The organism is Alteromonas sp. 4NH20-0104 (genome assembly GCF_057547795.1).
Genome location: NZ_BAAJLP010000013.1, coordinates 66,095 through 91,578 on the forward strand (window position 1 = coordinate 66,095; position 25,484 = coordinate 91,578).

A 25,484-nucleotide genomic window follows, 5' to 3' on the forward strand; every position below is an offset into this window, starting at 1 on the left:
TCGCTTTTGGTTCAGCACTCTGTTAGCGAGCGGGTACGAAAATAATTGATTACTACTATAGTTTAACAGTTGAGAAATATTTTGCGTAAAAGCCCGCTCTCAAATAGTGCAGAAGCGGATGGTTGCGGGTGGTACTGAGTGAATCACTTTTACTATTCTGATCAACAGTCAAAATCGATTGGTCGCTTTACAGTCTGAGGGCGTATCAATTAAGTAACTCATACTCAAAGGACAGAAAATGGCTAAAGCACCAAAGCTTACCACCTCCGCAGGCGCGCCGGTTCATTCAAACGCTACGTCAAAAACTGCCGGCAGTCGCGGTCCGGTATTGCTGGAAGATTATCAGCTAATTGAAAAGCTCGCCCATCAAAACCGCGAACGTATTCCTGAACGCGCGGTGCATGCCAAAGGCTGGGGGCTTCAGGGGACATTCACCGTTACCCACGACATTACCCAGTACACCTGCGCTGATTTATTTTCTGAAATAGGCAAGCAAACCGATGTATTAAGCCGCTGGTCAACGGTAGCCGGAGAATCCGGCGCGGCTGATACTGAACGTGATGTACGTGGATTCAGCCTCAAGTTTTATACGGAGGAGGGCAACTGGGATATGGTAGGTAACAATACGCCTATCTTCTTTATCCGTGATGCTTTTAAGTTCCCCGACTTTATTCGTACTCAGAAGCGTCACCCTAAAACTAATCTGAGAAGCCCGGAAGCGATGTTTGATTTTTGGGCCGCACAGCCGGAATCCGTGCACCAGGTAACTATCCTGATGTCTGACCGTGGTATTCCTAAAAACCCAATGTACATGAATGGCTATGGTTCCCATACTTTTAGTCTGTGGAATGCCAATGGGGAGCGCTTCTGGGTGAAGTTTCATTTTAAAACCCAGCAAGGCCATCAGCATTATACTAATGAGGAATCCGAGCACATTATCGGCAAAACCCGGGAGTCTTATCAGGAAGATCTCATCAACGCCATTGATGAAGGCAACTTCCCTAAGTGGACACTGTATATTCAGGTGATGCCTGAAGAGGAAGCCGGTAATCAGCCCTACAATCCATTTGATTTAACCAAAGTCTGGCCGCACAAAGACTTTCCGCTGATTGAAGTGGGTGAGCTGGAAATGCATACCGTGCCGGAAAATTATTTTCAGTTGGTTGAAAACGCCGCCTATAGCCCTTCGAACGTGGTGCCAGGCATTGGGTTTAGTCCGGATAAAATGCTGCAGGCGAGAATTTTTTCTTATGCAGATGCGCACCGTTACAGACTGGGCACGCACTATGAAGCCTTGCCTGCGAATGCACCGAAGAATGCTAAGGTAAATCACTATCATAAAGATGGTGCCATGCGATTCTTTACTAATGATTTCGGTAATGCGGATGCCTACTATGAGCCTAATCAGCACGGTGGCCCTGAAGCTCAGGTTAAATACCCTGAACCGCCATTGCGTATTGACGGCGATGCCGACCGGTACCATCAGGACGAAGCGGATATCGATTACGTGCAGCCAAGGGCGTTGTATGAAATGTTTACCGACGAGCAAAAGGCCCGTTTATATAAAAATTACGCTGCTGCCATGGGCCCTTGCTCTGATGGCGTTAAAGCGCGCTGGTATGCGGTACTGGAAAAAGTGCACCCTGACTACGCTGCGGGCGTCAGGAATGCCGTTGAGTCGCTCGATACCGATGTCAACACGGTACCGGTTACCGAAGACACACCGCTGAAAGATAAATAAGTCAGCTTAATGCAAAAAAGCCCGGTTCACTTCATTAATTGAACCGGGCTTTTTAATGTCTAACGTGTTAAGCGGTTTGCCGCATATCTTCAGCAACTTCCGGTTGTTCTTCACAGGGCTGCTCAATAAAAAACGCGTCGAGCTCTTCATCTGAAGCCAGCCGGGTAACCCGGAGCCCGTTTTGCTCGTAATCTTCGTTCACATAACCAAGTTCGGCGAACTTCTCGAAATAATCGCAAAAGGGGTAGCAACTCCACTTCTGTTTGAACAGCTCCGCATTGGCTACCAGATCACACAGGTGGTTAAGCGGCGGATTAAAATGCATATGAAATTGTTTAAACACGTGCCTGCCGGTATTGACCAATGTAAGGCCGGCCTGACTGCAGCGCATCGCAAAATCCACATCGCTGAAGCCATAGCCATCGTAGTCGGTATCAAAACCGCCCAGTTGGCTGAAGTCTTCCTTTGTGATAGCAAATGCGGTGGCATCAAAATGCACAAAAGGTTGTTGTTCTGCGGCCTTTACCGGCATTGCTGCGAGTTCTTTTAACACGCTGTTGGTTACCTCTTCGGCCTGGCATGGCAGGTCGGTAATATTGGCGCTGACAACCCGCCCGTTGGTCAGTTGCTCTGTCATGGTTTGCAGCAGGGTTTCCGGACACAAACAGTCTACGTCCAGATAAATAATTCGGTTGCTGGTACAGGCGTCAAATCCTCGGTTACGGGCTTTGGCAATCGGCAGTTCCGAGTGAGTAGCAAAGCAGTGCTGAATATTAAACGAGTCGCTGCTTAACAGTGACTCGTCACTTGGCGAGGCCATTCAAACAATGATCATTTCTTTCGGTAACAACGAAGAGCGCTCTATGCTGCTGAGCAAATTATTCAGTTGTGGGGTGCGGTGCTTAACAATCGTAACGATACTAAACTCTGTGCTCATGGTACTGGCTCTCTGCGGCTGAATGTTTAAAAACAAAAATGAAAAGGGTCCACAAGTACTGCAAGCGAGGGGACAGATAAACAGCTGTTTGCAAACTTAATTCCACAATGTCAAATCTGGCCGGTTGCTGTTCAGCCCACGTATTTAAAGGTCTTTGGTTTTGAAGCAAAAAGTGAAGGATTGTAATAATATGGTATCGTAAGCAAAGGATTCACGCCGGGCTGGTAATTCTTACATACGGTTAATCACTCGCGATAACAAAGGTAACGTAATAATAATGATGTTGAGTTTATTTAAGCGCATGATGAGTACTAAGCTGACTTGTCTGATGATGGGGCTAATGGTCACTGTAAGTGTCAGTGCCTACGACAGAATTACCGGAAAACCCTTCGCCAGTCGCTCTGAAGTGATTGCCCGGCAGGGGATGGTGGCAACCAGTCAGCCGTTGGCTACCCAGGTTGGTCTGGATATTCTCAAACAAGGTGGCAGCGCTATTGACGCTGCTATTGCCGCAAATGCCATGCTGGGCCTTGTGGAGCCGACCGGCAGTGGCATTGGCGGCGACCTGTTTGCTATTGTCTGGGATGCTCAGAACAAACAGTTATACGGCTTGAATGCGTCCGGTCGGTCACCTGCATCGCTCACAGCCGAAGTGTTTGCAGAGCAGGGACTGACCAAAATTCCCTCCTTCGGGCCTCTGCCTGTATCGGTGCCTGGTGCCGTTGATGGCTGGTTTGAATTACATGAGCGTTTTGGCCGTTTACCCATGACCTCACTGTTGTCACCGGCAATTCGTTACGCTCGCAATGGCTTCCCTGTCAGTGAGCTGGTGGCTTATTACTGGCAAATGAATGTTGACCGGATTGGTCATTATCCCGGATTTTCAACAATCTTTATGCCCGGCGGTAAAGTGCCGCAAAAAGGCGATGTGTTTAACAACCCAGGCCTGGCAGCCACCTATGAAAAAATCGCCACGGGCGGGCGGGATGCATTTTATAAAGGGGATATTGCGCGGGCTATCGCTGCTTATATGAAAGCGCAAGGCGGTTATTTAAGTTATGAAGACTTAGCGTCCCACACCTCTGAATGGGTCACCCCGGTTTCGGCTAATTATCGTGGTTATGATGTCTGGGAATTACCGCCTAACGGACAGGGCATTGCCGCGTTGCAGATCCTTAATATTCTTGAGCAGTACGATATTGAAGGCATGGGACCGGACTCTGCCGATTACGTACATACCTTTGTAGAGGCCAAAAAACTGGCCTTTGAAGACCGCGCTAAATATTACGCCGATCCGGCATTTAACCAGATACCGGTTGAACCACTGATAAGTAAAGCCTATGCCAAAGAGCGCCGGGCACTCATCGACCCATTGAAGGCGGCCAAACGCTATGATGCCGGTGTGATCGACGGTGATACCGTTTATCTGACTGTGGCAGATAGCAGCGGTAACATGGTTTCGCTTATTCAGAGCAATTATCGTGGTATGGGCTCAGGCATGACCCCGCCTGAACTGGGGTTTATTCTGCAAAATCGAGGTGAACTGTTTACCCTGGAGCCCGGGCATCACAACCAGTATAAGCCGAGTAAACGACCGTTTCATACCATCATTCCGGCCATGGTGACCCGCAACAATAAACCCTGGTTAAGTTTTGGTGTAATGGGAGGCGCTACACAGCCTCAAATGCACGCACAAATTATTATTAATCTGATTGATTTTGGTATGAATTTGCAGGAGGCTGGCGATGCACCGCGATTTATTCATACCGGCTCAAGCAGTCCAACCGGCACATTGATGAAAGACGGTGGCTCGGTGAGTCTGGAACGAGGGTTTTCCCTTAGTACGGAAAGGGAGTTATTGGAACGAGGCCACAAACTGGAAAATAAATTAGGGATTTACGGTGGCTATCAAGCGATTATGTATGATGCCGATAAGCAGATATACTATGGTGCATCAGAAAGCCGAAAAGATGGTCAGGCTGCCGGTTACTAATTGATAACGCCGGCCTATAACGATAAAAACAGCGGGAAGACTATGTCGCAACCACAAAAAGGTATTTGTGCTGAACCCAATCTGCATGCGCAGTATTTGTTGTTCAATGTGATTGACGACGATTCACAGGCGGTCCGGGCTAAACTGGGCCGGGTTCTGGAAGTAATTGATCATTACGATAATGAACATTACGAAGCCATGGTGTCAGGGGTCATTGCTGTAGGCAGTAACTACTGGAGTGAGCTTTACCCAGGCCCGATTCCCGTTGAACTAACCCCATTCCCCGACATGCAAAGTGAAGACCGCGTAGCGCCTTCCACCCCTTGCGACCTGTTTATTCAAATCCGCGCGGACCGCATTGATATTTGCTATGCCATTGGCCTGGAAATTATGGAACTGTTACGTATTCATGTGGAGCTGGTAGAGCAGATCCAGGGCTTCCGTTATCTGGATGGCCGCGATCTTAATGGCTATTTGTATGCCCAGGACAATCCCCGCGGGCTGCAACGGGCCAAAGTCGCCGTTATCGACGATGATGAAAATGGTTTTAGTGGCGGAAGCTATGTACATGTTCAGCGCTTCCGGCATGATTTACGCCGCTGGTTGAGCTTATCTGAGCGCCAGCAGGAACAAATAATGGGGACCACCAAAGAACATAATTTGCCAAGCGTGGAATGTAACCCTTCGTCTCATACGATCAGAGCCAGCACTCATGGCACCGAGCAGGGCAAAGCGGATTTGCTGAAGCAGGGTATGCCCTACGGCGATATGAACTCGCAAGGCATGTTCTCGGTTACCTGCGCCGCCAGCTCACAACCGTTCAAGCGCATGTTACACAGTCAGGTGTATGGCAGCGGCGACGGCGAGTACGATCGTTGGCTCGACTACACCGCAGCTGAAACTGGCTGTGCATTCTTTGCCCCTTCCATTGCCTTTATCAGGTCTCAGGCCAAACTCTGATAGCGCTAACCACCAATGACGCCGATTAATTACAACCAGCTTTACTATTTTTATATGGTTGCCGAGCATGGCTCTATCGCCAGAGTCAGCGAGTTATTGCATATAACGCCCCAGACCATCAGCGGTCAGATAAGTGCGCTGGAAGACACCATAGGCGCATCGTTGTTTACCCGACAATCCCGCCGCCTGATACCCACCGAGCTGGGTATACTGGTGCAGGGCTATGCGGCCGATATTTTCCAGTTGGGTGAAGAGCTCAAGTCAGTACTGAATCAGCAGCACAACCAATGGCAAAGCTTTACCGTTGGGATCACCGATGTATTACCCAAAACGCTGGTCTACGAAATGCTAAAACCGGTACTTCAATTACCGGTTAAGCTGGTGTGCCGTGAGGGAGAATTAACCTCATTGCTGGGAGAGCTGGCGGTTAACCGACTTGATATGGTGTTATCGGATCAGCCTATTCAAACCGGCAGCCACATCAAGGCTTACAGTCACCTGATTACCGAATCGCCGATGGCAGTGTTTGTCGCGGCAGATAAAAGCGAGTCACTGAGTCAGCATTTTCCTCAGTCGCTGCACAATGCCCCGTTTTTGCTGCAAGGTAAGAAATCATTAATTCGTCAACAATTGTTGGGGTGGTTCAGCACTCAGGACATTCAGCCCGATATTACCGCAGAATTTGATGACAGCGCGCTGATGCTGGCTTTTGCCCAGGAAGGGCTGGGCGCTTTCTCTGCGCCATTGCTGTTGGCCCCGCAGTTGGAAAAGCAATTCAGTCTGGTGAAAGTGGGCGTAATCAACCGTGTTACAGAGCAGCTTTATGCCATTTCACCCGAACGAAAACTCACCCATCCTGCTGTACTGCAACTGGTAAAAGCACTTCGTAACTGATTTTGTTCGGCTTTCCTTTTAATCAGTTTCTGCCTGATTAAATGTAAGTTATATACGATTTTAACTTACAGTATAAGTCCTTATATAATGCGCAGTGTTAATTTTCGTTTCTTTTTAGAGAGGCTCTTATGAAACGTATTGTGCTGTTTCTGATCACAAACCTGGCCGTGGTACTGGTACTCGGGATTGTGCTTAGTGTGGTGTTTGCCGTGCTGGGTATTAACAGCCAGAGTATGGGCGGCTTACTGGTGTTTGCCGCGGTATTTGGTTTTGGTGGTTCGTTTATTTCATTGTTTTTGTCGAAGTGGCTGGCAAAGCGCTCAACCGGCGCTGTTGTTATAGAGCGGCCGCGTAATGCGACTGAACAATGGCTGCTGGAGACCGTAAAACGTCAGGCCCAGAAAGCCGGTATCGGCATGCCGGAAGTCGCGGTTTATGACTCGCCGGAAATAAATGCTTTTGCCACTGGCGCCAATCGCAATAACGCGTTGGTTGCGGTGTCGACAGGCCTGCTGCAAAACATGACGCAGGAAGAAGCTGAGGCTGTGCTGGCCCACGAGGTATCACACGTGGCCAACGGCGATATGATCACCCTGGCGCTTATTCAGGGCGTGGTAAACACCTTCGTAATTTTCCTGGCCCGGGTGGTTGCAGGCTTAATCAGCAATCTGATGCAAAACGATGAAGATGGTGAGGTAGTGGGCGGTTTCGCTTATATGTTCACGGTGATTATTCTGGAAGTCATTTTTGGCGCACTGGCCAGCACTGTGGTGTTTTGGTTTTCCCGTCAACGAGAGTTCCGTGCCGATGCTGGTTCCGCTTCATTAGTGGGTAAGCAAAAAATGATCGCTGCACTGGAGCGCCTTAAGTCAAACCGCGAGAGCGAACTGGAAGGTACCATGATGGCGTTTGGTATTGCCGGTAAACGCAGCTTTTCAGAACTGTTTATGAGTCACCCTCCGCTGGAACAACGGATCCAGGCGCTTCGCACTACTGAGCATGTGTAAACGGTAAACCTACACCGTTTACCGGAAATCGGTGACTTTTTTGCCGGACGGGCTTCCACTTCCCGCCCGGCTTTTTTAAAAGGTAAGCCGGCTATCGAAGATTATTCCTGATGACTCAGGTCAGGCTTATTGAGCAGATAAATAACATACACAATGGCCACAACAGGGACGAACACTGATATGCCCAAAGACAGGGCGGTCAGCACTGGTTTCTCTGTTTTACGTTTACCTAATACAAAGCCGACAGCGGTCATGATTAGGGCTACCGGGATCAGCCATTGGAAAATCATCTGAATATCGTCGTTGCTCACTTTGTCTTCCTGTTGATTAATGCGATACCGCGCCGTCCCAGTCTGCCGGGAGTTCAGCGTGTATCAGTGTTTCAATGGTGTGAATATGGTAATGCAGAAGACGGTCATCCGGTGCTATCAATAAAGCTTTATTGAAATGGCCCAGCGCTTCCTGCCAGTCCCTGGTCATTCGGCAGGCCAGGCCGTCCCTGATATAAGGGGCAACCACAAGCTTTTGCTTGCGAATATCATCATTCAGATGGTTTAGCACCTCATAGATACGGATAGGAGCCTGGCGGCCCTTCACCCGGACTAAGTCGAGTACCCGGCAATCAATTTGCTGCTTGTTGTTGATAGCTTTTAAGGTTTGCGCACTGATAACAATATCAGCATGATATTTTGGCGCCAGGCCTTCCAGTCGAAAAGCAATGTTAACGCTATCGCCTATGACCGTGGTGTCCATTCTGTCATCACTGCCTACAGTACCAAGGATCACCGGGCCATAATGAACACCCACGCCAACCCGAATGCCTTCATAGCCGGATTTTGCTCTGTGCGTATTATACACCCGCAGGGCCTTTTGCAAGTCGAGGGCGGCATTGACTGCATCAGTGGCTTTATCGGTACCGGTACCGCCCGGATGATCGAACAAGGCCATAATGGCATCACCAATAAACTTATCAATAAAGCCGCCATTTTGGTGGATAGGGTCGTTCATCCGCAAAAAGTAAGAGTTAAGAAAGTTCATTAACTCCTGGGGCTTCATTTTCTCCGACAGGCCGGTAAAACCACGAATGTCACAAAACAAAATTGCAACTTCGTCCTCATCGGCGCGGCCAAGCACCAGAGTGTCGATACCATGTTTGGCGAAATGATCGACAAACTGCTTTGGCACAAACTTTTGAAAGGTTTGATTCAGCCGCATGGCCTCATCGGCTTTTTCCAGAAAGCGTTGTTCACTGTCGTCGCTTCGAATAACCGGCTCAGGAATAACGCGGGTAGCGGCCCGGGCAATACGCTGGGTGATTTTTCTCTGCCGAAACAGCAAAAAGGTCACAACCCCAGCGTAGAGCAATAGTCCGGTGACCAGACCTGCGGTTATCAGTGTCATCGCGGCATTATTCCTGACCAGTTCACCAGGTTATAAATTCGCAAAGACTTTGCGCGCCGCTGCCAGCGTGGCGTCAACAATTTCCCGGTTATGCAGTTTGGATACAAAACCCGCTTCATAAGATGCCGGTGCCAGGTAAACCCCTTCATCCAGCATGCCATGATAAAACTGCTTAAAGCGTTCCTGATTGCAGTTTATGGCTTGTTGATAATTTACGACCTTGTCGACATCGGTGAAGAATAACCCAAACATTGAACCGGCGTGGTTAGTGGTAAACGGAATACCATGTTCATCGGCAATTGCCTGGAATCCTTCTACCAGTGCTTTGGTGTTGTCGAAAATAGAATCGTAAAGCCCGGGTTCACCAATTTGTTGCAACGCCGCCAAACCGGCAGCCATCGCTATTGGATTGCCCGACAAGGTGCCCGCCTGATAGATTGGGCCGGTTGGCGCAATATGAGTGAGGATAGATTTCTTGCCGCCAAAAGCGCCTACAGGCATTCCACCACCGATGACCTTACCCAGACAGGTTAAATCAGGTGTAATGCCATAGCGCTCTTGTGCGCCGCCGCGGCTAACGCGGAAGCCGGTCATCACTTCATCAAAAATGAGTACGGCGCCATGTTCGTCACAGATATCGCGCAGGCCTTGTAAGAAGCCTTCGACAGGCGGAATACAATTCATATTGCCGGCCACGGGTTCAACGATGATACAGGCAATATCCTCACCCACCTCAGCGAACACCTGCTTTACGCTATCCAGATTATTGTATTCAACGGTTAAGGTATGCTGAGCGACATCAGCGGGCACACCCGGTGAACTTGGCACGCCCAGAGTCAGCGCGCCGGAACCGGCTTTGACCAGCAGTGAGTCGGCATGACCATGGTAGCAGCCTTCAAATTTAACCAGCTTGTTTCTGCCAGTGTAACCACGGGCCAGACGAATAGCAGACATGGTGGCTTCGGTACCCGAATTAACCATTCTTACCATTTCCATGGAAGGCACCAGTTCGCGGACCTTCTCGGCCATGATAATTTCAGCTTCGGTGGGGGCGCCAAAACTTAATCCGGAGGCCGCAGCATGAATAACGGCTTCACGAATTTTATCGTTGTTGTGACCCAGTACCATAGGGCCCCATGACTGCACATAATCGATGTATTGTTTGCCATCCACATCATAAATATACGGGCCGTCTGCCTTTTGAATAAAGCGGGGCGTTCCACCCACTGCTTTAAACGCTCGCACTGGTGAGTTTACGCCACCGGGAATAGAAAGTTGGGCGCGTTCAAATAGTTGTTCGGATCGTTGCATAATGTTTTAGCTCTTATTGCTATACCAGATGACAGGCTTTTCGTACTGACTTACCAGATTTTCCACGCCAAGCGTGAGCGCGAATAACGCCATGCGTACTAATACGCCATTATCGGTTTGTCGGAAAATTGCCAGATTAGGGTTGAGATTAAGATCGTTATCCAGCTCGTTAGCCTCTGTACGGGAATCCCTGGGTAACGGATGCATAATAACGGTTTTAGATTGAAAATGACGAGTGTAAATCGACTGATTTAACCGGAATTTTCCCCGGTATTTATTGGCTTCGTCCTGCGAAGGGAAACGTTCTTCCTGAATACGGGTCTGATAGCAAATGTCGGCATCCATATTACCTTCGAGCTGATCGGTTACTTTTAATGAGTGGCCTGCGTTTTCAATGGCGGCCAGAATATAATCCGGCATGGCCAGCTCTTTGGGAGAAATTAAGGTAAAACGAACATTCTTGAATAAACAAAGCAGCTTGGACAGTGAATGCACGGTTCGCCCGTAACGTAAATCGCCGATCATCGCGATGTGTAAGCCATCGATGGTTTTATTATTGAACTGCAGTTCCCGTTTTATCGTGAACAAATCCAGTAACGCCTGAGTGGGGTGCTCATTGGCCCCGTCGCCGCCGTTTAATACCGGTACCCTGCTGCCTTCAGCAAACTCGGCTACTGAACCCGCTGCCGGATGGCGCATAGCAATGATGTCAGAGTAACCACTCAGCACCCGGGCAGTATCATACAGTGACTCGCCCTTGGCCAGTGCCGAATTGGCCATGCCGGTGGTTTCACGCACTTCGCCACCAAGCAGATTAAAAGCCGTACCAAAGCTTACCCTGGTCCGGGTGCTGGGTTCGAAAAACAGGTTGCCTAATATCGCCCCGTCAAGAACAGTGGTTCTCTTCTGACGCTTGGCGTAGGGTTCCATGCTTTGGGCAACACTGAAGACCAGTTCTATCGCTTCGCGATCGAACTGAGAGACAGAAAGAATATGATTTCCGGTGAAACTCGACATAGATTTCGCTGCGGCCTCATTGGTTTGTGGCTAGTGTAGCAAAAATCGCTAACTGCCGTGCGGATTATCGTTGCGCGGGATCATATCCCCGTGCGTCAGTATTGCCAATATCGATGTGCTAATTATATTCCGTCACTGTTGCGTTGTGGCATGGTAAACTATTTACTCAAATCCGCCGTTTAAAAGAGCGATACTCGGTATGCATAAGCCCGATAAGCTGAAGCCACAAGCCCGAACCGTGTTATCCCGTGAGGGCAAAAAGCGCAAGGCAAACTGGTGGTCGACGAACTGCCCGTTTTGTAAACGTATGCGGCTGTATGTGGTTTGGACCATTTTAATGTTTCTGGTGTATTTCTATGTCTTCCAGCGATGATTACATTCTTATCCGCTCTACGGCTAAACGCAATGGCCTGACCACACTACTCATTGGCGTAGCGGTGCTCCTGATCGCTTCAACGGCGATGTCTCTGAGCCCTGACTGGCTGTTTTTACCCCTTGTTTTCGCAGTCAGTGGAGGCATTGTAACCATTTTAGTTGGCTGGTTTAAACTGCGCGAGCCACCGCACAGTCTGGCCATTGGCCGCGATAGGGTGAATTATCAGCATCGATGCGGGCAGTGGCAGATTGCCTGGGAAGACATCCAGCGGGTCGATTGCCCCCGAGTCAGCCGCGGGCTTGACTATGACACTCTGGAGCTGGTGGGGTTTAAGTTAAAATGCTACGACGAATTCCTGCTAACCATATCGCCCCGATTGGCGTCACATATCATTATTGAACAACGGCCATTGTTGGTACACGGCCAGGATAAGTCGTGTACAACCGGCGGCTGCTACAGCAGCAGTATGTTTGAAGATAAACCCTTTACACTGGAAAACGGCCAGACCTTAACCGGGATCAAGGCGATTCTAGCCAACCGGATGACAGCAGTAAGAAGTGCTCTGGGTTACGACGTGTTTATCTCTGCCAGCGAATTAGACCGCGAGCCGGAAGAATTTGTTGGCCTGTTGCGAGAGTGTCAGGTAGCAAGGTTGAGAGACAGTGCCTAGTCGGCATTAAACGAACGGTTGTCCTCAATAAACTTGTTAGCCTGAGCGGCTGCTATTTCACACTCAAGAATAATCGTCGGCAGCATCTCAGCCACCTCATAATGATTGCCCAGTTTCAGCGCTGATTCCATTTCATTGGCCAGTGCCTGTAGCTTAGGGACACCGGTATAGCAACAGGCACCGTGCAGGCGATGGATTTCGTCCTGTACTCCCTGATAATTACGGGCGTCCCATTCACTTCTGATAACTTCTGCGGCCTGGGGTAAATGAACAATGAACTCACCCAGCAGTTCCATTGCCAGATCGCGGTTCTGATTGGCCCGTTTAAGAGCCAACTGCCAGTCCAGGGTAGGCAGGGCCATGGCGCTGCTATCCACGCCCTGACACCAGCGTTTAATAAGGGCGATCAGGGTGGCAAATTCGATGGGCTTGGGCAGGTAATCTTCCATGCCTGAAGACAGCAGACGCTCCTGTTCTTCCTTAAAGGCATGAGCGGTAACAGCAATGATGGGCGTGCCTGCATTCAATGGCGTTTTGCGGATGTGGCGGGTGGCCTGAATGCCGTCCATTCCTGGCATTTGTACGTCCATAAGAATTAAATCAAACTCTTGATTTTTACAACGGTTCACCGAGTCCTGGCCGCTGGTGGATAAGGTCAGTTGAACCGGCGAGTCAGCCAGCCAGGTATCCAGAAGCTTCAGGTTCATATCCATGTCGTCGACCGCCAGAATACGGGCCTTAGGTAACGTATTAAGCTTACTTTGCTGAGAGGAGGCTTTTTCTTTGATAGTGCCATGAACAATCCCTTCCAGCTTGGTAAGGGTCAGTGGCATTCGGACCTGAGCCTCGAAATCATCGATATAGGCGGGGAAGTCGGTCAGCGGCTCATCACCTGAATACCATAAAATACGCTTGCTGGCTTTGAACAGGCACAGTGTTTCCAGCATTTGCTCACGGCCTGCCTGTTTGAGTGTGGGCAGGGTGGCGAACAGGTAATCAAACTCATCCCTGACTGAGTTGAGGTGAGCAATGGATTCGACGCAATAGACCTTCGCTCCCAGTCCAATCATCATTTGCGCACTGGCGCGACGGCTGACCGGATGTGGGTCAAAAATTAAAACCCGCTTACTTTGCCATTCCGGTAAGGGCGATAATGCGTAACGCTGGCTCAATTGGTTGGTACGTAGCACAACCGTAAAGATACTGCCTTGCCCCGGCGTGGTTTTAAGCGTGAGGTGACCACGCATGAGTTTTACCAGTTCCTGGCAGATAACCAGGCCCAAACCGGTACCCTGATAGCTGCGGTTCAGAGCATCATCGATTTGCGAAAATGCACTGAACAGCTTGTTTTTGTCTTTGCGACTTATACCGATACCGGTATCTTCGACCTTTATTTCAAGTTCATGAATGCCATGCTGCAATGCCTTACCTTCCACCGCCAGTTTTATATAGCCGGAGGAGGTAAATTTGAGTGCGTTACTCAACAGGTTGTTAAGGATTTGGCGGATCCGGAACACGTCTCCAATCAGCTTTTCAGGCAGCGGACCTAGTTCGAGGATAAATTCCAGGCCCTTCATATGCGCCGACTTCGACATGATGGTCACCATTTCTTCAATCAGCGAGTTGGGTGAAAACGGCTGATTGTTGATTTGGAGCTTACCGGCTTCGATTTTTGAGAAATCCAGTACGTCGTTGACGATAGTGAGCAAATTGTCGGCTGCGGTATTAATGATTCGGACCTGCTCCATCTTATCTACCGGCAGGGTCAGATTCGTCAGTTCTTTGCTGAAGCCTAAAATGGCATTGAGTGGTGTGCGTATTTCGTGACTCATGTTAGCCAGAAACTGCGACTTTACATTACTGGCTTTAATGGCATCTTTGCGGGCAATGTCGAGCCTGGCGTTCTGCTCTTCTATGAGCTCCATGTTGTGGCGCAGTTCGTCGGTGGCTTCACTGACTTCACTTTCCAGCTGACCGCGGCTTTTTTCCATCAAAGCGATTGAAAAGAGGCCGGCTTCGCAGAATACGGCCGCCTGAAAACAATAAGTGGTAAGCAGATTGGATGGCAGAATACCTACCAGGCTAAGCATTCCGACAATGGCCCCGGTGGCTAAAATGCCCCAGGCAAAAATGAAGTAACGAGCCGGCCGATAACGTTTGCTATAGGCCTCAAAGCCCGCCGCAATGTAGCTGGTAATCGACAGCATGCCGACCCCATACACCAGATTGTGTTCCCATACCGGCGGGAAAATATCGATAATAGTAGCCAGCCCCATCACGCCCTGTAACCACAAAAATGCCACAACCACCGGGTGCATGGAGGGGGAGTTGGTTTTGGTTTCCAGAAAAATTAACGAGAATATCCCGGAACTAATGCCTATTAACGAGAAAATAAGTGACGTGTAGGGCGAAAGCAGTGGCGACAGCGTATCGGCAAAGAAGAAGTCGATATGACCGCCCCAGACAAACTGCCAGACCAGTACGGTCACAATATAGGCTACATAGGCAATCAGGCTGTGCTCCCGTGAGCCGATAAACAGCACCAGGTTATAAATAGCCAGAATAAACAGTCCGCCATAAAACAAGCCCCAGATGAGATTATCAATTTGACTGATGCGCACTTCGGCCACTTCCGACATCACATAAATAGGGGCAATCAGACTGGACGAATCGCTTTGTATGCGGATAAATAATTCGGCTTCTTCACCAATCGGAATGTTGGTGTTAAAGGTAGGAATGCGGTAGAGCTGTTCGCGCTGCAGTTTTCCCTGGTGGCTTTGTGAGACCACCTCGCCATTAATTATCAGGTAAAAATCCACCGTATCGAGCTGACTGAAATTTAATGAGAATACCCAGTCAGCATTATGCGACAGATTCGACAGCTCGGCGTGAAGCCATAAGCCTTTATCACTGAAGCCGTAATTGGGGTTATTGTCAGCCTGATAAATAAACTCGTGGCGACGTTTGAGGATTTCACTAATGGTAAAGGGCGTTGCCTGTTCATGCTGAATGGCAAAGTTGTCGGCCAGCAGTTGGGTTTGTTCTCCATCGTACAGGTGCACACCGGCCTGAACTGGCAGGCTCAGCCAGGTAAGCAAAAGTAACCAGCGGATAACGGGGAATTTGCCGTTCAAAATGAATGCGCCTTTAAATACAGATGGCGGTTGCCGAGTGCTTATTAAACCCTAACTTTGGCTCCTCTGCAAAAGCTTGATTGAATAAGGATTAATCTGCCAGAGGTGACAGAGATGATCTATTGCGCTTCATGGCGGATTCACTCACAATGGGATGAGAGTCATTGCGGCAACTCACTATTCCCCGGCGGATTGGTATAAATAATAAGACGAGAATAAAACAGTAACCATGAGCGACGAAATTACCATTAACCAAGACGGTGTCGAACAGCTCCCGATTCGACGATTTACTGAAGACGCTTATTTGAATTACTCCATGTATGTCATCATGGACCGCGCCTTACCTAACATTGGTGACGGCCTCAAACCCGTGCAGCGGCGCATCATTTACGCGATGTCTGATCTGGGCCTGAGTTCAACGGCGAAGTATAAAAAGTCAGCCCGTACGGTGGGTGATGTACTGGGTAAATTCCACCCCCATGGCGATTCAGCGTGTTATGAAGCTATGGTGTTAATGGCGCAGCCTTTTTCGTATCGTTATCCGCTGGTCGATGGCCAGGGTAACTGGGGGGCGCCGGACGATCCCAAGTCTTTTGCTGCCATGCGTTATACCGAAGCGCGGCTGTCTAAATTCAGTGAAGTCCTGTTATCAGAAGTGGGACAGGGGACGGTTGACTGGACCCCGAATTTCGACGGTACCCTGAACGAACCCCTGGTGCTGCCTGCCCGGTTACCGCATATTTTACTTAATGGAGTCACTGGTATCGCGGTGGGTATGGCAACCGATATTCCGCCTCACAATGTGCGCGAAGTGGCCTATGCCTGTGCCAGGTTACTCGACAACATTAAAACCGAGTTACATGAATTGCTCGAAGATATTCAGGGTCCTGACTATCCCACCGACGCCGAAATTATTACGCCGCGCAGTGACATTCGTAAATTATACGAGACCGGTCGAGGCAGCATTAAAATGCGAGCCAGGTACCACGAAGAAAATGGTGATGTGGTGATCACCGCTTTGCCTCACCAGTCATCCGGCGCCAAAATTCTGGAACAGATAGCCGGGCAGATGCAGGCGAAGAAACTGCCGATGGTCAGTGATTTGCGGGATGAGTCGGATCACGAAAACCCAACACGGCTGGTGGTGATTCCGCGCTCTAATCGGGTCGACACCGAGCAACTGATGCAGCATCTGTTTGCCACCACCGATCTGGAAAAAAGCTATCGCGTCAACCTCAATATGATAGGACTCGATGGCCGGCCGCAGGTTAAAGACTTAAGAACCATTCTCAGCGAGTGGCTGGTGTTCAGAAAAGACACGGTAACCCGTCGTTTGCAGTTCCGTTTGGATAAAGTGCTGGCCAGGTTACATATTCTTGAAGGTTTGATGATTGCCTTTTTGAATATCGATGAAGTGATTGAAATTATCCGCTTTCATGACGAGCCCAAAGCGGAGCTGATGCGCCGCTTTAGCCTGAGTGATAAACAGGCGGAAGCTATACTCGAATTAAAACTGCGTCATCTTGCCAAGCTCGAAGAAATGAAAATTCGTGGTGAGCAGGAAGAACTGGAGAAAGAGCGCGATCATCTGCAGCAGTTACTCGGCTCTGACCGCCGTTTAAAAACGTTGATCAAGAAAGAAATCCTGCAGGATGCCGAAACCTATGGTGACGATCGCCGTTCGCCTATTGTGGAACGAGCGGAAGCCAAGGCATTAAGCGAAAAAGAACTGGTACCCAGTGAAGCGGTAACTGTGGTGTTATCAGAAAAAGGCTGGGCACGCTGTGCCAAAGGCCATGATATAGATGCTGAAGCACTGAGTTATAAATCCGGCGATAAATTCCTCGCCAGTGCTCAGGGCCGCAGTAATCAGCCGGTCGTATTTTTGGATACGTCCGGGCGGGCATTCTCCTGTGATGCCCATGGATTGCCGTCAGCCCGGAGTCAGGGCGAACCCTTAACGGGTCGGTTCAGTGTGGTAGCCCAAGAGCAATTTAGTCATGTGGTGATGGGCAACGATGACGGCAAATACCTGATGGCCTCGGATGCCGGCTATGGGTTTGTGGGCACCTTTGCCGATATGATAAGTAAAAACAAAGCCGGTAAAGCCTATCTCAATCTGCCAATCGGTGCCAAGGTTCTCACTCCTCAGCGGGTGGATAACCTGCAGACCGACTGGTGTATGGCAATCTCAAATGAGGGGCGAATGTTACTGTTCCCGCTACGGGATTTGCCAAGTTTAGGCAAAGGGAAAGGCAACAAACTTATCAGCATTCCGTCGGCTAAAGCACAAATTCACGAAGAATATGTGAAGGTTCTTGCCGTTGTTCCGGAAGGTGCTTCGGTGAAAATTACGGCCGGCAAACGGAGTATGACGCTCACGGCTGAAGACCTCGCTCATTATCAGGGCGAACGTGGCCGTCGCGGAAATAAGCTGCCCCGTGGCTTACAACGTGTCGATCAGGTCGACATCGAAATCTAGTTCTCTTGTGCGCCCTCATTCTGCAGGGCGCTACGCTATTTTGCAGCTTATTCCGGTCTCAATGTCTCCTTTAGTCTAAAAATCCCGTTTTGATGTGCAATTTTCGTGTGCTTTCAGCGACTTCTTCTACACTTAAAAGTGTTTATAGGGAGAGACATTATGCTCGGAATTGTGTTCACGTCTTTGGTTGAAATGCTCGAAGACAATATTTCACCTGAGTTTGCCGACGAAGTGCTGGTGGAAGCCAATCTGGAAAACGATGGTGCTTTTACGTCAGTGGGTTATTATCCTTTCAGTGAACTGCAAAAAATAATGGTGGTGTTGGTCAATAAAACCGGCCGACCTTTAAATGACCTGCTCTATGATTACGGCAAATATCTGTTTACGGTATTATCGGCGGGTCATGCCGGGATGATGGCTAACCGCCACTCTGTGTTGGAGATCCTGGACTGTCTGGATGATGATATTCATGTGCAGGTCAGAAAACTGTATCCGGACGCCGACTTACCTTCGTTTAAAGTGCTGGAACGCACTCCAGAGAGTATCAAAATGGAATATTACTCCATGCACGATCTCTACGCGCTGGCTGAAGGCCTTATTGACGGTGCGGCGGCCTATTTTGCACAGCAGGTTGAGCATCAGGTGATGCCAACCAACGTGCCTCACACCTATCATATCGACGTTAAACTAATTGCATCGTGAATGATTCGTCAGTCCCAGCGCCAGCCGTTGCCAGTCTGAACCGACGACTGGAGCGGGAAAAAGCGGCAAGAAAACAGGCTGAAACCCTGCTCACAGAAAAAAGCCGGGCGCTTTACGATGCGCTGACCAAAAGTCGCCGTGATCAGGACAAGCTTGAGCTTGCACTCTGGGCCAGCCAGGAAAGCTACTTTGAGTGGCATGCAGAGGAAGATATTTTCACTATCAAAACCTTTGGCTTGCGGCAAAAGCAGTTGCGCGAGGTAAAACAAAACGCCATTGCCCTGATGAGCAGAGTTCATCCCGATGATTTAGCCCAATTGCAATTAACCTGGTCTATGGCGGTAAATGGTGAAAGCGATGACATTGAACTGATTTGCCGGATAAGGGGAATCGGCGGCTATCAGTGGACCCGCGCTCGCGGTAAGGTGCTGGAGCGGGACAAAACCGGTGCGGCCACTTACATCGTTGGCATGGCGAAGGATAAAACCCGTGAACACCACGCCGAACAGTCCTTTCAACTTATGGCTTCGGCATTTGCCAGTTCCCGTGAACCCATGCTGGTGTTGTCGACTAACCTGCAAATTACTGAGTCCAATAAAGCGTTTCGGCAGCTGGCCGGTCTTGGTGAGTCTGAGACTGCTGAAAAACTGCGGTTAGACGATTTTCTGGCGGATGCTCAGGCGCCGCTGGAGCGTATTTATCAAAGTCGTCAGGAACGCTTCGAAACGGAACTTATCACGACTGGTGGTCGTCAGGTGGCCGTGGATGTGTCGCTGGCGGTGTTTGAATCCAGGCACCAAAACTCCTCTTATTTAATCGCCACGTTGCGTGATATCAGTGAACGCAAGAAAAATGAACAGCACCTGCGGGTGCTGGCTAATCACGACGATTTAACCGGTTTGAAGAACCGCCTGGGTTTGCGCGCCGAACTGGATGAGCTGCTGGCCCGCAGCCAGCACTTTGTATTGTCTTTCATTGATTTGGATGGCTTTAAGAATATTAACGATATTGCCGGCCACGAATTGGGTGATGAATGCCTGCAAATTGTCGCGCGCTTGCTGAGTGATACCTTTGGGGCATCTACTGTCGTGACTCGCTGGGGCGGGGATGAATTTATTATTGCCAGCTCGACGTTGGATAAGCCGGCTTTTAGCCAGCTTAACCGTAACGTCATTAAGGTTCTCGAGCAGCAAACTTTCAATAGCGGTAAAACCGAGCTTACCGTGTCGGCCAGTATCGGTATTGCTGCTTATCCGGATGATGGTGCAAGTATTGAAACGATTATTCAAAACGCCGATGTGGCGATGTACCGGGCGAAGACTAGTGGTAAAGGCCGGGTATTTGAGTATCACGATGGCCTGGCTGAGCATGTGAAAGAACAGGTTTCCATGCTGAGTGACTTACGCAGGACCATTCGCAACCGCGGCTTGGAGTTTTACCTGCAGGGCAAATTTAACGTGGCAGGCAGCCTGATTGGCGCTGAATTGTTGTGCCGGTGGTTTTCGCCGCTGCATGGTATTGTTAGTCCGGCAATATTTATCCCGTTAGCGGAGAAGCACGGGCTGGATTCGGATATCGGCCTGATCGCCCTGGAGTCTGCCTGCGAATATATCAGTATGTTGGAAGCGGAACGCATAAGCCTGCCATTGTCGGTAAATATCAGCGCCAATCAGTTGTTGAGTGAGTCATTTGCTGAGGTTGCTGCGGCCATTTGTGCCGACCACTTTGTGTCGCCTGAATTAATCGAAATCGAAATTACCGAGTCGATTTTTATACAGGATGAGGCTTCAGCCGTGAAGGGATTAGCGGCCTTAAAAGCGTACGGGTTTGTGATAGCGTTAGACGATTTTGGCTCTGGTTTTTCGTCGCTTAGCTACTTACGCAAGTTTGACTTTGACGTCATTAAGCTGGATAGAAGCCTGGTGAAAGGAATTGATGGTTCTGAGCGGGCGCGCGCGTTATTAAACGGCATCTTCAGAATGCTCGACAGTCTGCGTCTGGGGGTGATCATTGAAGGGGTGGATAATTCGGCTTATCTGCCGCTACTGGAAAACATCGGCATTAACGCTTACCAGGGCTTTTTATTTGAAAAGCCACTCCCCTACGACCAGTTTATTTTAAAACATACCCATGGCTGGCAGATGGCTAAGTAACCACACAGCCAGAAACCATAGTCTCCGGCTGTGTTTTAACAGGGCAATTAACGACTGTTGGTACTTTCGAAAATCTTATCTGCAGACGCTTCCACAAAGCCCTGATAAAGTTTGCCATCAGGCAGGGGATAGCGCTGGGCAAACTCATAGAAGCAACTCGGTATAGTCAGGCTGCCATCACTGAATGACAAGGTGTATTCATCGGCCATGGTGGAGGACTGGGCCAGATAAACTGACTCTCCGCCTTTTATTTCACCGCCTGACGTATTTAACACAAAGCCAGCCTCTTTCAGCAGTGTGTTTACATCTGCCAGGTTCGCTATGTTGTTCAGGTGATTTACACTTACCGTGAAGTGATTCGCTCTGAAGCCCCAGGCGGCAAGCCAGCCGGCATATTCAGACTCACTGATAAGTGACTGATATTCCTGGGTAGATAATTGCCAGTGGCGCCCTGAGTACAGAAAGTTCTCGGCATTCACTACGCTGGCCGGCATTTGTTCTACCAGGCCTTGTATGATGCGTTGGGTTTCAGCCGAAAATTCGGCTACCCGAAGTTCACTGATAAACACTTTCGGTACCGTGGTGTCCGGGTGTTCGAAGTGTTTGGCAGTCACTTTTTTCGATTTGAAATCATAGTCGCCTTTGGCTTCGTAACCCAGCGCTATAAAGTGCTCGGCCAGGTGAGACAATTGCGTTTTGTCTAAAGCGAAGGTACGAAAGGCCACGTGATCATTGACTATCTGCGGACTGTTTTCTTCACCGGTCAGTAACTTATGAATACGCTGAGCGCTTGGTGTAATACTAACGTAATCGTTCCAGAGCGCCGAAAATAGGCTATCGGTTGTTTTATGCATGGCGAATCCTTGTCCTTATTCCAGTACTAAGCCTGGGCTTAAAGTGCCAGGCAGTGTTACTTTGTCTAGCTCAACCGATGCTACCGGGTAGGCACAGTAATCGGCGGCATAGTAGGCACTGGCACGATGATTACCGCTTTCACCAATGCCGCCGAAGGGGGCTGCACTGCTGGCACCGGTAATCGGGCGGTTCCAATTAACAATACCTGCTCTGATATGGGTAAAGAAATACTGGTAATCGGCTTCGCTGTCGCTTAACAGGCCCGCAGACAGGCCAAACCGGGTGTTATTCGCCTGAGCAATGGCGGTATCTATATCGGTATAACGAATGATCTTCAGTAACGGACCAAAGTGTTCTTCATCTTCCATGGTGTCGGCAATGGCAGTGACATCGACAATGCCGGGCGTTACCAGGCCAGTTTGCTCATCAAGGTGCTGCAGGGGGATTAAAGCGGAGGCTCCGGCGTCCAGCAATTGTTGTTGGGCTTTTACCATTCCGGCGGCGGCGGCTGCACTGATCATGGCGCCCATAAAGGGCTGAGGTTCAGCATCGTAATGCCCCACGGCGATCTTTTTCGTGGCATTAATCAGCGCGTCAACCAGGGTATCGCCGGCGGCAGTGGCTGGGATAAACAGGCGACGAGCACAGGTACAGCGTTGTCCCGAGGTGACAAAAGCGGACTGGATAATGTCATGGACAGCGGCTTTGGTATCGGCTACTTCGGTGACGATTAAGGGGTTGTTACCGCCCATTTCCAGCGCCAGAATTTTGCCTGGATGGCCGGCAAATTGCTCGTGCAGGATCTTTCCGGTGCGCGAGCTACCGGTAAAGAACAGACCGTCAATTTGTGGATGAGATGCCAGCGCCTTGCCGGTTTCTACTTCACCCTGTAGAAGGTTGAGGACACCGGCTGGAATACCTGCTTGTTCCCATAGTTTAACCGTCGCTTCTGCCACCGCTGGGGTTAAATCACTGGGTTTGAACACGATTGTATTACCGGCAATAAGAGCCGGGACGATATGCCCGTTTGGCAGGTGCCCCGGGAAATTATAGGGGCCGAATACCGCCACGACGCCGTGTGGTTTATGGCGAATAAACGCTTTGCCTACTGGCATCGGGTTCTCTACCGTACCGGTACGTTCATAATAGGCTTTTTCAGAAATGGCGATCTTGCCAATCATGGCGCCAATTTCGGTAGCGGTTTCCCACAGTGGCTTGCCGGTTTCCTGAGCAATCAGGGCGGCCAGCGCCTGCTTGTTCTCGCCCAGCAGTTCGGCGAATTTTTTAATCAGTGACAGGCGTTCTTCAACGGTTTTGGCGGACCATTGAGGCAGCGCTGCACGGGCAGCGTTAAGCGCGCTGTCTACCTGGGTGGCCGAGGCGGCCTGACCGCGCCAGATGGTTTGATTTTTGGTCGGGTCGACCGAAGTAATTGGAGAACCTTCTCCGGCAACCCACAGACCATTAATAAAGTGAATGGCTTGTTGCATGATTTCTGTCCTGATGCTGTTGTAATTGTGTAGTTAGGTATCAGTTGCGAGGTTTTACGCTCGCAAACCGAATTGAGTCGCCTTCTTCCACGTCCAGCGACGCTGCAGCCTTATGAGAAAGCACTGCCTGGCCAGTCAGTTCATCGAAACTGACATCGGCAACAACCGCTCTGAAATCGGCGATTTTAGTATTAATGATGTAGCATAACTCACCGTCCTGGGCGGCTGACTGATCGTCAATATGCACGACTGCCCGACGGCTGCGTTGCGCCGTATTGATGTGGCTGAGTCGTGCTTCCACGGTGGGGCCGCCATCAAATATATCTACGTAGCCCCGGCAACTGAAACCTTCTTCCTGTAATAAGCGCAGTGCAGGCTCAGTTTTCTGGTGAACCTTACCAATCACGTTTTGGGCTTCCTGGCTAAGCAGGTTGACGTAAATCGGGTATTTTGGCATCAGTTCAGCAATAAAAACCTTATTACCGATGCCCGTCATGTAATCCGCGGTAGGGAAGTCCATCGAGAAAAAGTGCTCTTCAAGCCATTCCCAGAAGGGTGAGCGGCCATTTTCGTCACTCACACCACGCATTTCGGCAATCACAATTTCGGCAAAACGCTCGCGGTGTTCTTCCATAAACAAAAACCGCACCTTGGATAAGAAGCGACCGTTTACACCTTTGCGGGCATTCTCGCGCAAGAACAGGGTGCAAATTTCGCTGACACCGGTGTAGTCATTACAGAAGGTCAGAATTTCCACTGTATTGTGGATATCGAGTTCACGCGAGGCGTGAACTACTTTACCCAAATGGTAGTGGTAAAAGGCATCGTCGGTGCCGACCGCGGCTTCAATACCGGTGGTCCCGACGACTTCACCGGTAACAATATCTTCCATGACGAACAGGTATGACTCATTACCAGGCGCTGACACATCGCGACTGAACGCTTCCAGTGACTTGCCGATTTTGCGTTTGAGCAGACTTTCATTGACCGGCAGCGACGTAAAGCCGATGCCGGATTCTTCTGCTACAGCATACAGGGCGTCATAATCACTCGATCGGATAGGGCGAATAATGTACATGAGCAATTCCCGGTTAATTAGCGCGCTGCTACCACGCTCGCAATAGCGCGTTCAAAACGGACCAGACCTTCTGCTATATCTTCGTCTGGAATCACCAGCGACGGAGCAAAACGAACCACGTTAGCGCCCGCTACCAGGCACATTAGCTGTTGGTCGGTTGACGCGTCGAGGAATTTACGGGACTCGCCTTTGAAGTCGTCATTCAGTGCGCAGCCCAGTAACAGGCCCTTACCCCGAATTTCAGCAAACACTTTGTGTTTGGCATTGATGGTTGCCAGGGTGTCGCGGAACAGCTGCTCTTTTTGCTTAACGCCGCTCAGAACCGCCGGATCGTTAACGATATCAAAGGTACGCTCTGCTACCGCACAGGCTAACGGGTTACCGCCGTACGTGCTGCCATGAGTACCCGGCTTAAGATGCTGCGCAATGGCTGTGGTGGTTAGCATAGCGCCAACCGGGAAACCGCCGCCCAGTGCTTTAGCCGTAGTCAGGATATCCGGTACTACGTCGAGGCCCATATAGGCGTATAGGTGACCGGTACGGCCTACGCCTGACTGAACTTCATCGAAAATCAACAGCGCATTGTGCTTATCACACAGTTCACGAACGCCTTTCACAAAGGCCGGGTCCGGGGAAATGATACCGCCTTCACCCTGCAGAGGCTCCATCATTACCGCACAGGTTTCATCTGAAATCAGTGCTTCAAATGCTGCCAGATCGTTATAATCACAATGTTCCACCGCGCCAGGCTTCGGTCCAAAGCCATCGGAGTAAGCTGGCTGACCGCCTACGGTTACGGTAAAGAAAGTCCGGCCGTGGAAACCCTGGGTAAAGGCAATAATTTTTTGCTTGTGCTCACCATATTGCTCCAGCGCGAAGCGGCGGGCCAGTTTCAGAGCGGCTTCGTTAGCTTCTGCGCCTGAGTTAGCGAAATAAACACGCTCCGCAAAAGTGTGGTCGGTGAGCTTTTTGGCCAGTCGTAATGCCGGCTCATTAGTGAAAACGTTACTCAGGTGCCATAATTTCTGGCCCTGCTCAGTTAAGGCATTCACCAGCTCCGGGTGACAATGTCCCAGTGCGTTTACGGCAATACCGCCGGCGAAATCAATAAACTCGTTACCTGCCTGATCCCATACTCGCGAGCCCAAACCACGTACCGGTACCATTTTGGCCGGGTTGTAGTTAGGAACCATGACTTGATCAAACATTTCGCGGGTTACCTGCATTTTTTCACCTCTAACTGTTAGTTATCGCCATAAATTCGCGTGTTTCAGGCGTCGGAA

Annotated in this window: 20 protein-coding genes; 10 read left to right on the top strand and 10 right to left on the bottom strand. The window is 49.9% G+C overall.

Features of this window, described 5'->3' with window-relative positions; translation table 11 throughout:
* Positions 1 to 238: 238 nt before the first annotated feature.
* Entirely contained in the window at positions 239 to 1,741 is a 1,503-nt protein-coding gene (locus AC27IB_RS11105) for a catalase (RefSeq protein ID WP_487120924.1), read from the top strand.
* A gap of 67 nt (positions 1,742 to 1,808) precedes the next feature.
* On the opposite strand, the gene AC27IB_RS11110 is transcribed toward AC27IB_RS11105, so the two are convergent.
* Entirely contained in the window at positions 1,809 to 2,561 is a 753-nt protein-coding gene (locus AC27IB_RS11110) for a glycosyltransferase family 2 protein (protein WP_487120926.1), read from the bottom strand.
* Positions 2,562 to 2,982: 421 nt separating this feature from the next.
* Between AC27IB_RS11110 and ggt the strand changes: the two genes are divergently transcribed.
* The 4 genes from ggt (at position 2,983) to htpX (ending at position 7,532) form a co-directional block, all read left to right on the top strand.
* Positions 2,983 to 4,671: a gamma-glutamyltransferase gene (gene ggt, locus AC27IB_RS11115; RefSeq protein WP_487120983.1), complete on the top strand. Its 1,689-nt coding sequence runs from the start codon at positions 2,983 to 2,985 to the stop codon at positions 4,669 to 4,671.
* Between the two features lie 42 nt (positions 4,672 to 4,713).
* Positions 4,714 to 5,631: a Dyp-type peroxidase gene (locus tag AC27IB_RS11120; protein ID WP_296044242.1), complete on the top strand. Its 918-nt coding sequence runs from the start codon at positions 4,714 to 4,716 to the stop codon at positions 5,629 to 5,631.
* A gap of 15 nt (positions 5,632 to 5,646) precedes the next feature.
* Positions 5,647 to 6,525, top strand: a complete 879-nt coding sequence (nhaR, locus tag AC27IB_RS11125; RefSeq protein ID WP_296044240.1) for a transcriptional activator NhaR — start codon at positions 5,647 to 5,649, stop codon at positions 6,523 to 6,525.
* Between the two features lie 128 nt (positions 6,526 to 6,653).
* Entirely contained in the window at positions 6,654 to 7,532 is an 879-nt protein-coding gene (gene htpX, locus AC27IB_RS11130; RefSeq protein WP_296044238.1) for a protease HtpX, read from the top strand.
* Between the two features lie 101 nt (positions 7,533 to 7,633).
* On the opposite strand, the gene AC27IB_RS11135 is transcribed toward htpX, so the two are convergent.
* Genes AC27IB_RS11135 through AC27IB_RS11150 form a run of 4 tightly spaced genes read right to left on the bottom strand, consistent with a single transcriptional unit; the run spans position 7,634 to position 11,261 of the window.
* Entirely contained in the window at positions 7,634 to 7,843 is a 210-nt protein-coding gene (locus AC27IB_RS11135; protein WP_487120929.1) for a hypothetical protein, read from the bottom strand.
* Between the two features lie 16 nt (positions 7,844 to 7,859).
* Positions 7,860 to 8,933: an adenylate/guanylate cyclase domain-containing protein gene (locus AC27IB_RS11140; protein WP_487120931.1), complete on the bottom strand. Its 1,074-nt coding sequence runs from the start codon at positions 8,931 to 8,933 to the stop codon at positions 7,860 to 7,862.
* A gap of 30 nt (positions 8,934 to 8,963) precedes the next feature.
* Positions 8,964 to 10,244, bottom strand: a complete 1,281-nt coding sequence (gene hemL / locus AC27IB_RS11145; protein WP_487120933.1) for a glutamate-1-semialdehyde 2,1-aminomutase — start codon at positions 10,242 to 10,244, stop codon at positions 8,964 to 8,966.
* Positions 10,245 to 10,250: 6 nt separating this feature from the next.
* Entirely contained in the window at positions 10,251 to 11,261 is a 1,011-nt protein-coding gene (locus tag AC27IB_RS11150; RefSeq protein ID WP_296044230.1) for an aspartate carbamoyltransferase, read from the bottom strand.
* A gap of 199 nt (positions 11,262 to 11,460) precedes the next feature.
* Between AC27IB_RS11150 and AC27IB_RS11155 the strand changes: the two genes are divergently transcribed.
* Both AC27IB_RS11155 and AC27IB_RS11160 read left to right on the top strand, forming a co-directional pair.
* Complete coding sequence (locus AC27IB_RS11155) at positions 11,461 to 11,634, top strand: hypothetical protein (RefSeq protein WP_487120935.1); 174 nt, start codon at positions 11,461 to 11,463, stop codon at positions 11,632 to 11,634.
* Positions 11,618 to 12,307 carry a DUF2982 domain-containing protein gene (locus AC27IB_RS11160; RefSeq protein ID WP_487120937.1) on the top strand — a complete coding sequence of 230 codons (690 nt, stop codon included), beginning with the start codon at positions 11,618 to 11,620 and terminating at the stop codon, positions 12,305 to 12,307. Before AC27IB_RS11155 ends, AC27IB_RS11160 begins: the two co-directional genes overlap by 17 nt.
* Here AC27IB_RS11160 and AC27IB_RS11165 read toward each other — a convergent pair.
* Entirely contained in the window at positions 12,304 to 15,441 is a 3,138-nt protein-coding gene (locus AC27IB_RS11165) for a hybrid sensor histidine kinase/response regulator (protein WP_296044226.1), read from the bottom strand. The two genes, AC27IB_RS11160 and AC27IB_RS11165, sit on opposite strands and share 4 nt — an antisense overlap.
* A 229-nt stretch (positions 15,442 to 15,670) precedes the next feature.
* Between AC27IB_RS11165 and parC the strand changes: the two genes are divergently transcribed.
* The 3 genes from parC (at position 15,671) to AC27IB_RS11180 (ending at position 20,778) form a co-directional block, all read left to right on the top strand.
* A complete protein-coding gene (gene parC / locus AC27IB_RS11170) occupies positions 15,671 to 17,923 on the top strand; it encodes a DNA topoisomerase IV subunit A (RefSeq protein ID WP_487120939.1) in 2,253 nt (750 codons plus the stop codon).
* 159 nt (positions 17,924 to 18,082) lie between these two features.
* A complete protein-coding gene (locus AC27IB_RS11175) occupies positions 18,083 to 18,625 on the top strand; it encodes a heme NO-binding domain-containing protein (RefSeq protein ID WP_296044223.1) in 543 nt (180 codons plus the stop codon).
* Positions 18,622 to 20,778, top strand: a complete 2,157-nt coding sequence (locus AC27IB_RS11180) for a putative bifunctional diguanylate cyclase/phosphodiesterase (protein ID WP_296044221.1) — start codon at positions 18,622 to 18,624, stop codon at positions 20,776 to 20,778. Before AC27IB_RS11175 ends, AC27IB_RS11180 begins: the two co-directional genes overlap by 4 nt.
* A 47-nt stretch (positions 20,779 to 20,825) precedes the next feature.
* On the opposite strand, the gene AC27IB_RS11185 is transcribed toward AC27IB_RS11180, so the two are convergent.
* Genes AC27IB_RS11185 through AC27IB_RS11200 form a run of 4 tightly spaced genes read right to left on the bottom strand, consistent with a single transcriptional unit; the run spans position 20,826 to position 25,427 of the window.
* Complete coding sequence (locus tag AC27IB_RS11185; RefSeq protein WP_296044219.1) at positions 20,826 to 21,632, bottom strand: DUF1338 domain-containing protein; 807 nt, start codon at positions 21,630 to 21,632, stop codon at positions 20,826 to 20,828.
* A gap of 15 nt (positions 21,633 to 21,647) precedes the next feature.
* Positions 21,648 to 23,123: a succinylglutamate-semialdehyde dehydrogenase gene (gene astD / locus AC27IB_RS11190; RefSeq protein WP_296044217.1), complete on the bottom strand. Its 1,476-nt coding sequence runs from the start codon at positions 23,121 to 23,123 to the stop codon at positions 21,648 to 21,650.
* A 40-nt stretch (positions 23,124 to 23,163) separates the two neighbouring features.
* Positions 23,164 to 24,201, bottom strand: a complete 1,038-nt coding sequence (astA, locus tag AC27IB_RS11195; protein WP_296044215.1) for an arginine N-succinyltransferase — start codon at positions 24,199 to 24,201, stop codon at positions 23,164 to 23,166.
* 17 nt (positions 24,202 to 24,218) lie between these two features.
* Positions 24,219 to 25,427: an aspartate aminotransferase family protein gene (locus AC27IB_RS11200; protein ID WP_296044213.1), complete on the bottom strand. Its 1,209-nt coding sequence runs from the start codon at positions 25,425 to 25,427 to the stop codon at positions 24,219 to 24,221.
* Positions 25,428 to 25,484: the final 57 nt, after the last annotated feature.

Excerpts from the sequence above, each read along its gene's own strand:
- parC (WP_487120939.1), top strand. The coding sequence starts at position 15,671 with ATGAGCGACGAAATTACCATTAACCAAGACGGTGTCGAACAGCTCCCG.
- astA (WP_296044215.1), bottom strand. The coding sequence starts at position 24,201 with ATGTACATTATTCGCCCTATCCGATCGAGTGATTATGACGCCCTGTAT.
- AC27IB_RS11175 (WP_296044223.1), top strand. The coding sequence starts at position 18,083 with ATGCTCGGAATTGTGTTCACGTCTTTGGTTGAAATGCTCGAAGACAAT.
- AC27IB_RS11185 (WP_296044219.1), bottom strand. The coding sequence starts at position 21,632 with ATGCATAAAACAACCGATAGCCTATTTTCGGCGCTCTGGAACGATTAC.
- astD (WP_296044217.1), bottom strand. The coding sequence starts at position 23,123 with ATGCAACAAGCCATTCACTTTATTAATGGTCTGTGGGTTGCCGGAGAA.
- htpX (WP_296044238.1), top strand. The coding sequence starts at position 6,654 with ATGAAACGTATTGTGCTGTTTCTGATCACAAACCTGGCCGTGGTACTG.
- ggt (WP_487120983.1), top strand. The coding sequence starts at position 2,983 with ATGAGTACTAAGCTGACTTGTCTGATGATGGGGCTAATGGTCACTGTA.
- AC27IB_RS11155 (WP_487120935.1), top strand. The coding sequence starts at position 11,461 with ATGCATAAGCCCGATAAGCTGAAGCCACAAGCCCGAACCGTGTTATCC.
- AC27IB_RS11150 (WP_296044230.1), bottom strand. The coding sequence starts at position 11,261 with ATGTCGAGTTTCACCGGAAATCATATTCTTTCTGTCTCTCAGTTCGAT.
- AC27IB_RS11160 (WP_487120937.1), top strand. The coding sequence starts at position 11,618 with ATGTCTTCCAGCGATGATTACATTCTTATCCGCTCTACGGCTAAACGC.
- AC27IB_RS11110 (WP_487120926.1), bottom strand. The coding sequence starts at position 2,561 with ATGGCCTCGCCAAGTGACGAGTCACTGTTAAGCAGCGACTCGTTTAAT.
- AC27IB_RS11140 (WP_487120931.1), bottom strand. The coding sequence starts at position 8,933 with ATGACACTGATAACCGCAGGTCTGGTCACCGGACTATTGCTCTACGCT.
- nhaR (WP_296044240.1), top strand. The coding sequence starts at position 5,647 with ATGACGCCGATTAATTACAACCAGCTTTACTATTTTTATATGGTTGCC.
- hemL (WP_487120933.1), bottom strand. The coding sequence starts at position 10,244 with ATGCAACGATCCGAACAACTATTTGAACGCGCCCAACTTTCTATTCCC.
- AC27IB_RS11120 (WP_296044242.1), top strand. The coding sequence starts at position 4,714 with ATGTCGCAACCACAAAAAGGTATTTGTGCTGAACCCAATCTGCATGCG.
- AC27IB_RS11200 (WP_296044213.1), bottom strand. The coding sequence starts at position 25,427 with ATGCAGGTAACCCGCGAAATGTTTGATCAAGTCATGGTTCCTAACTAC.
- AC27IB_RS11105 (WP_487120924.1), top strand. The coding sequence starts at position 239 with ATGGCTAAAGCACCAAAGCTTACCACCTCCGCAGGCGCGCCGGTTCAT.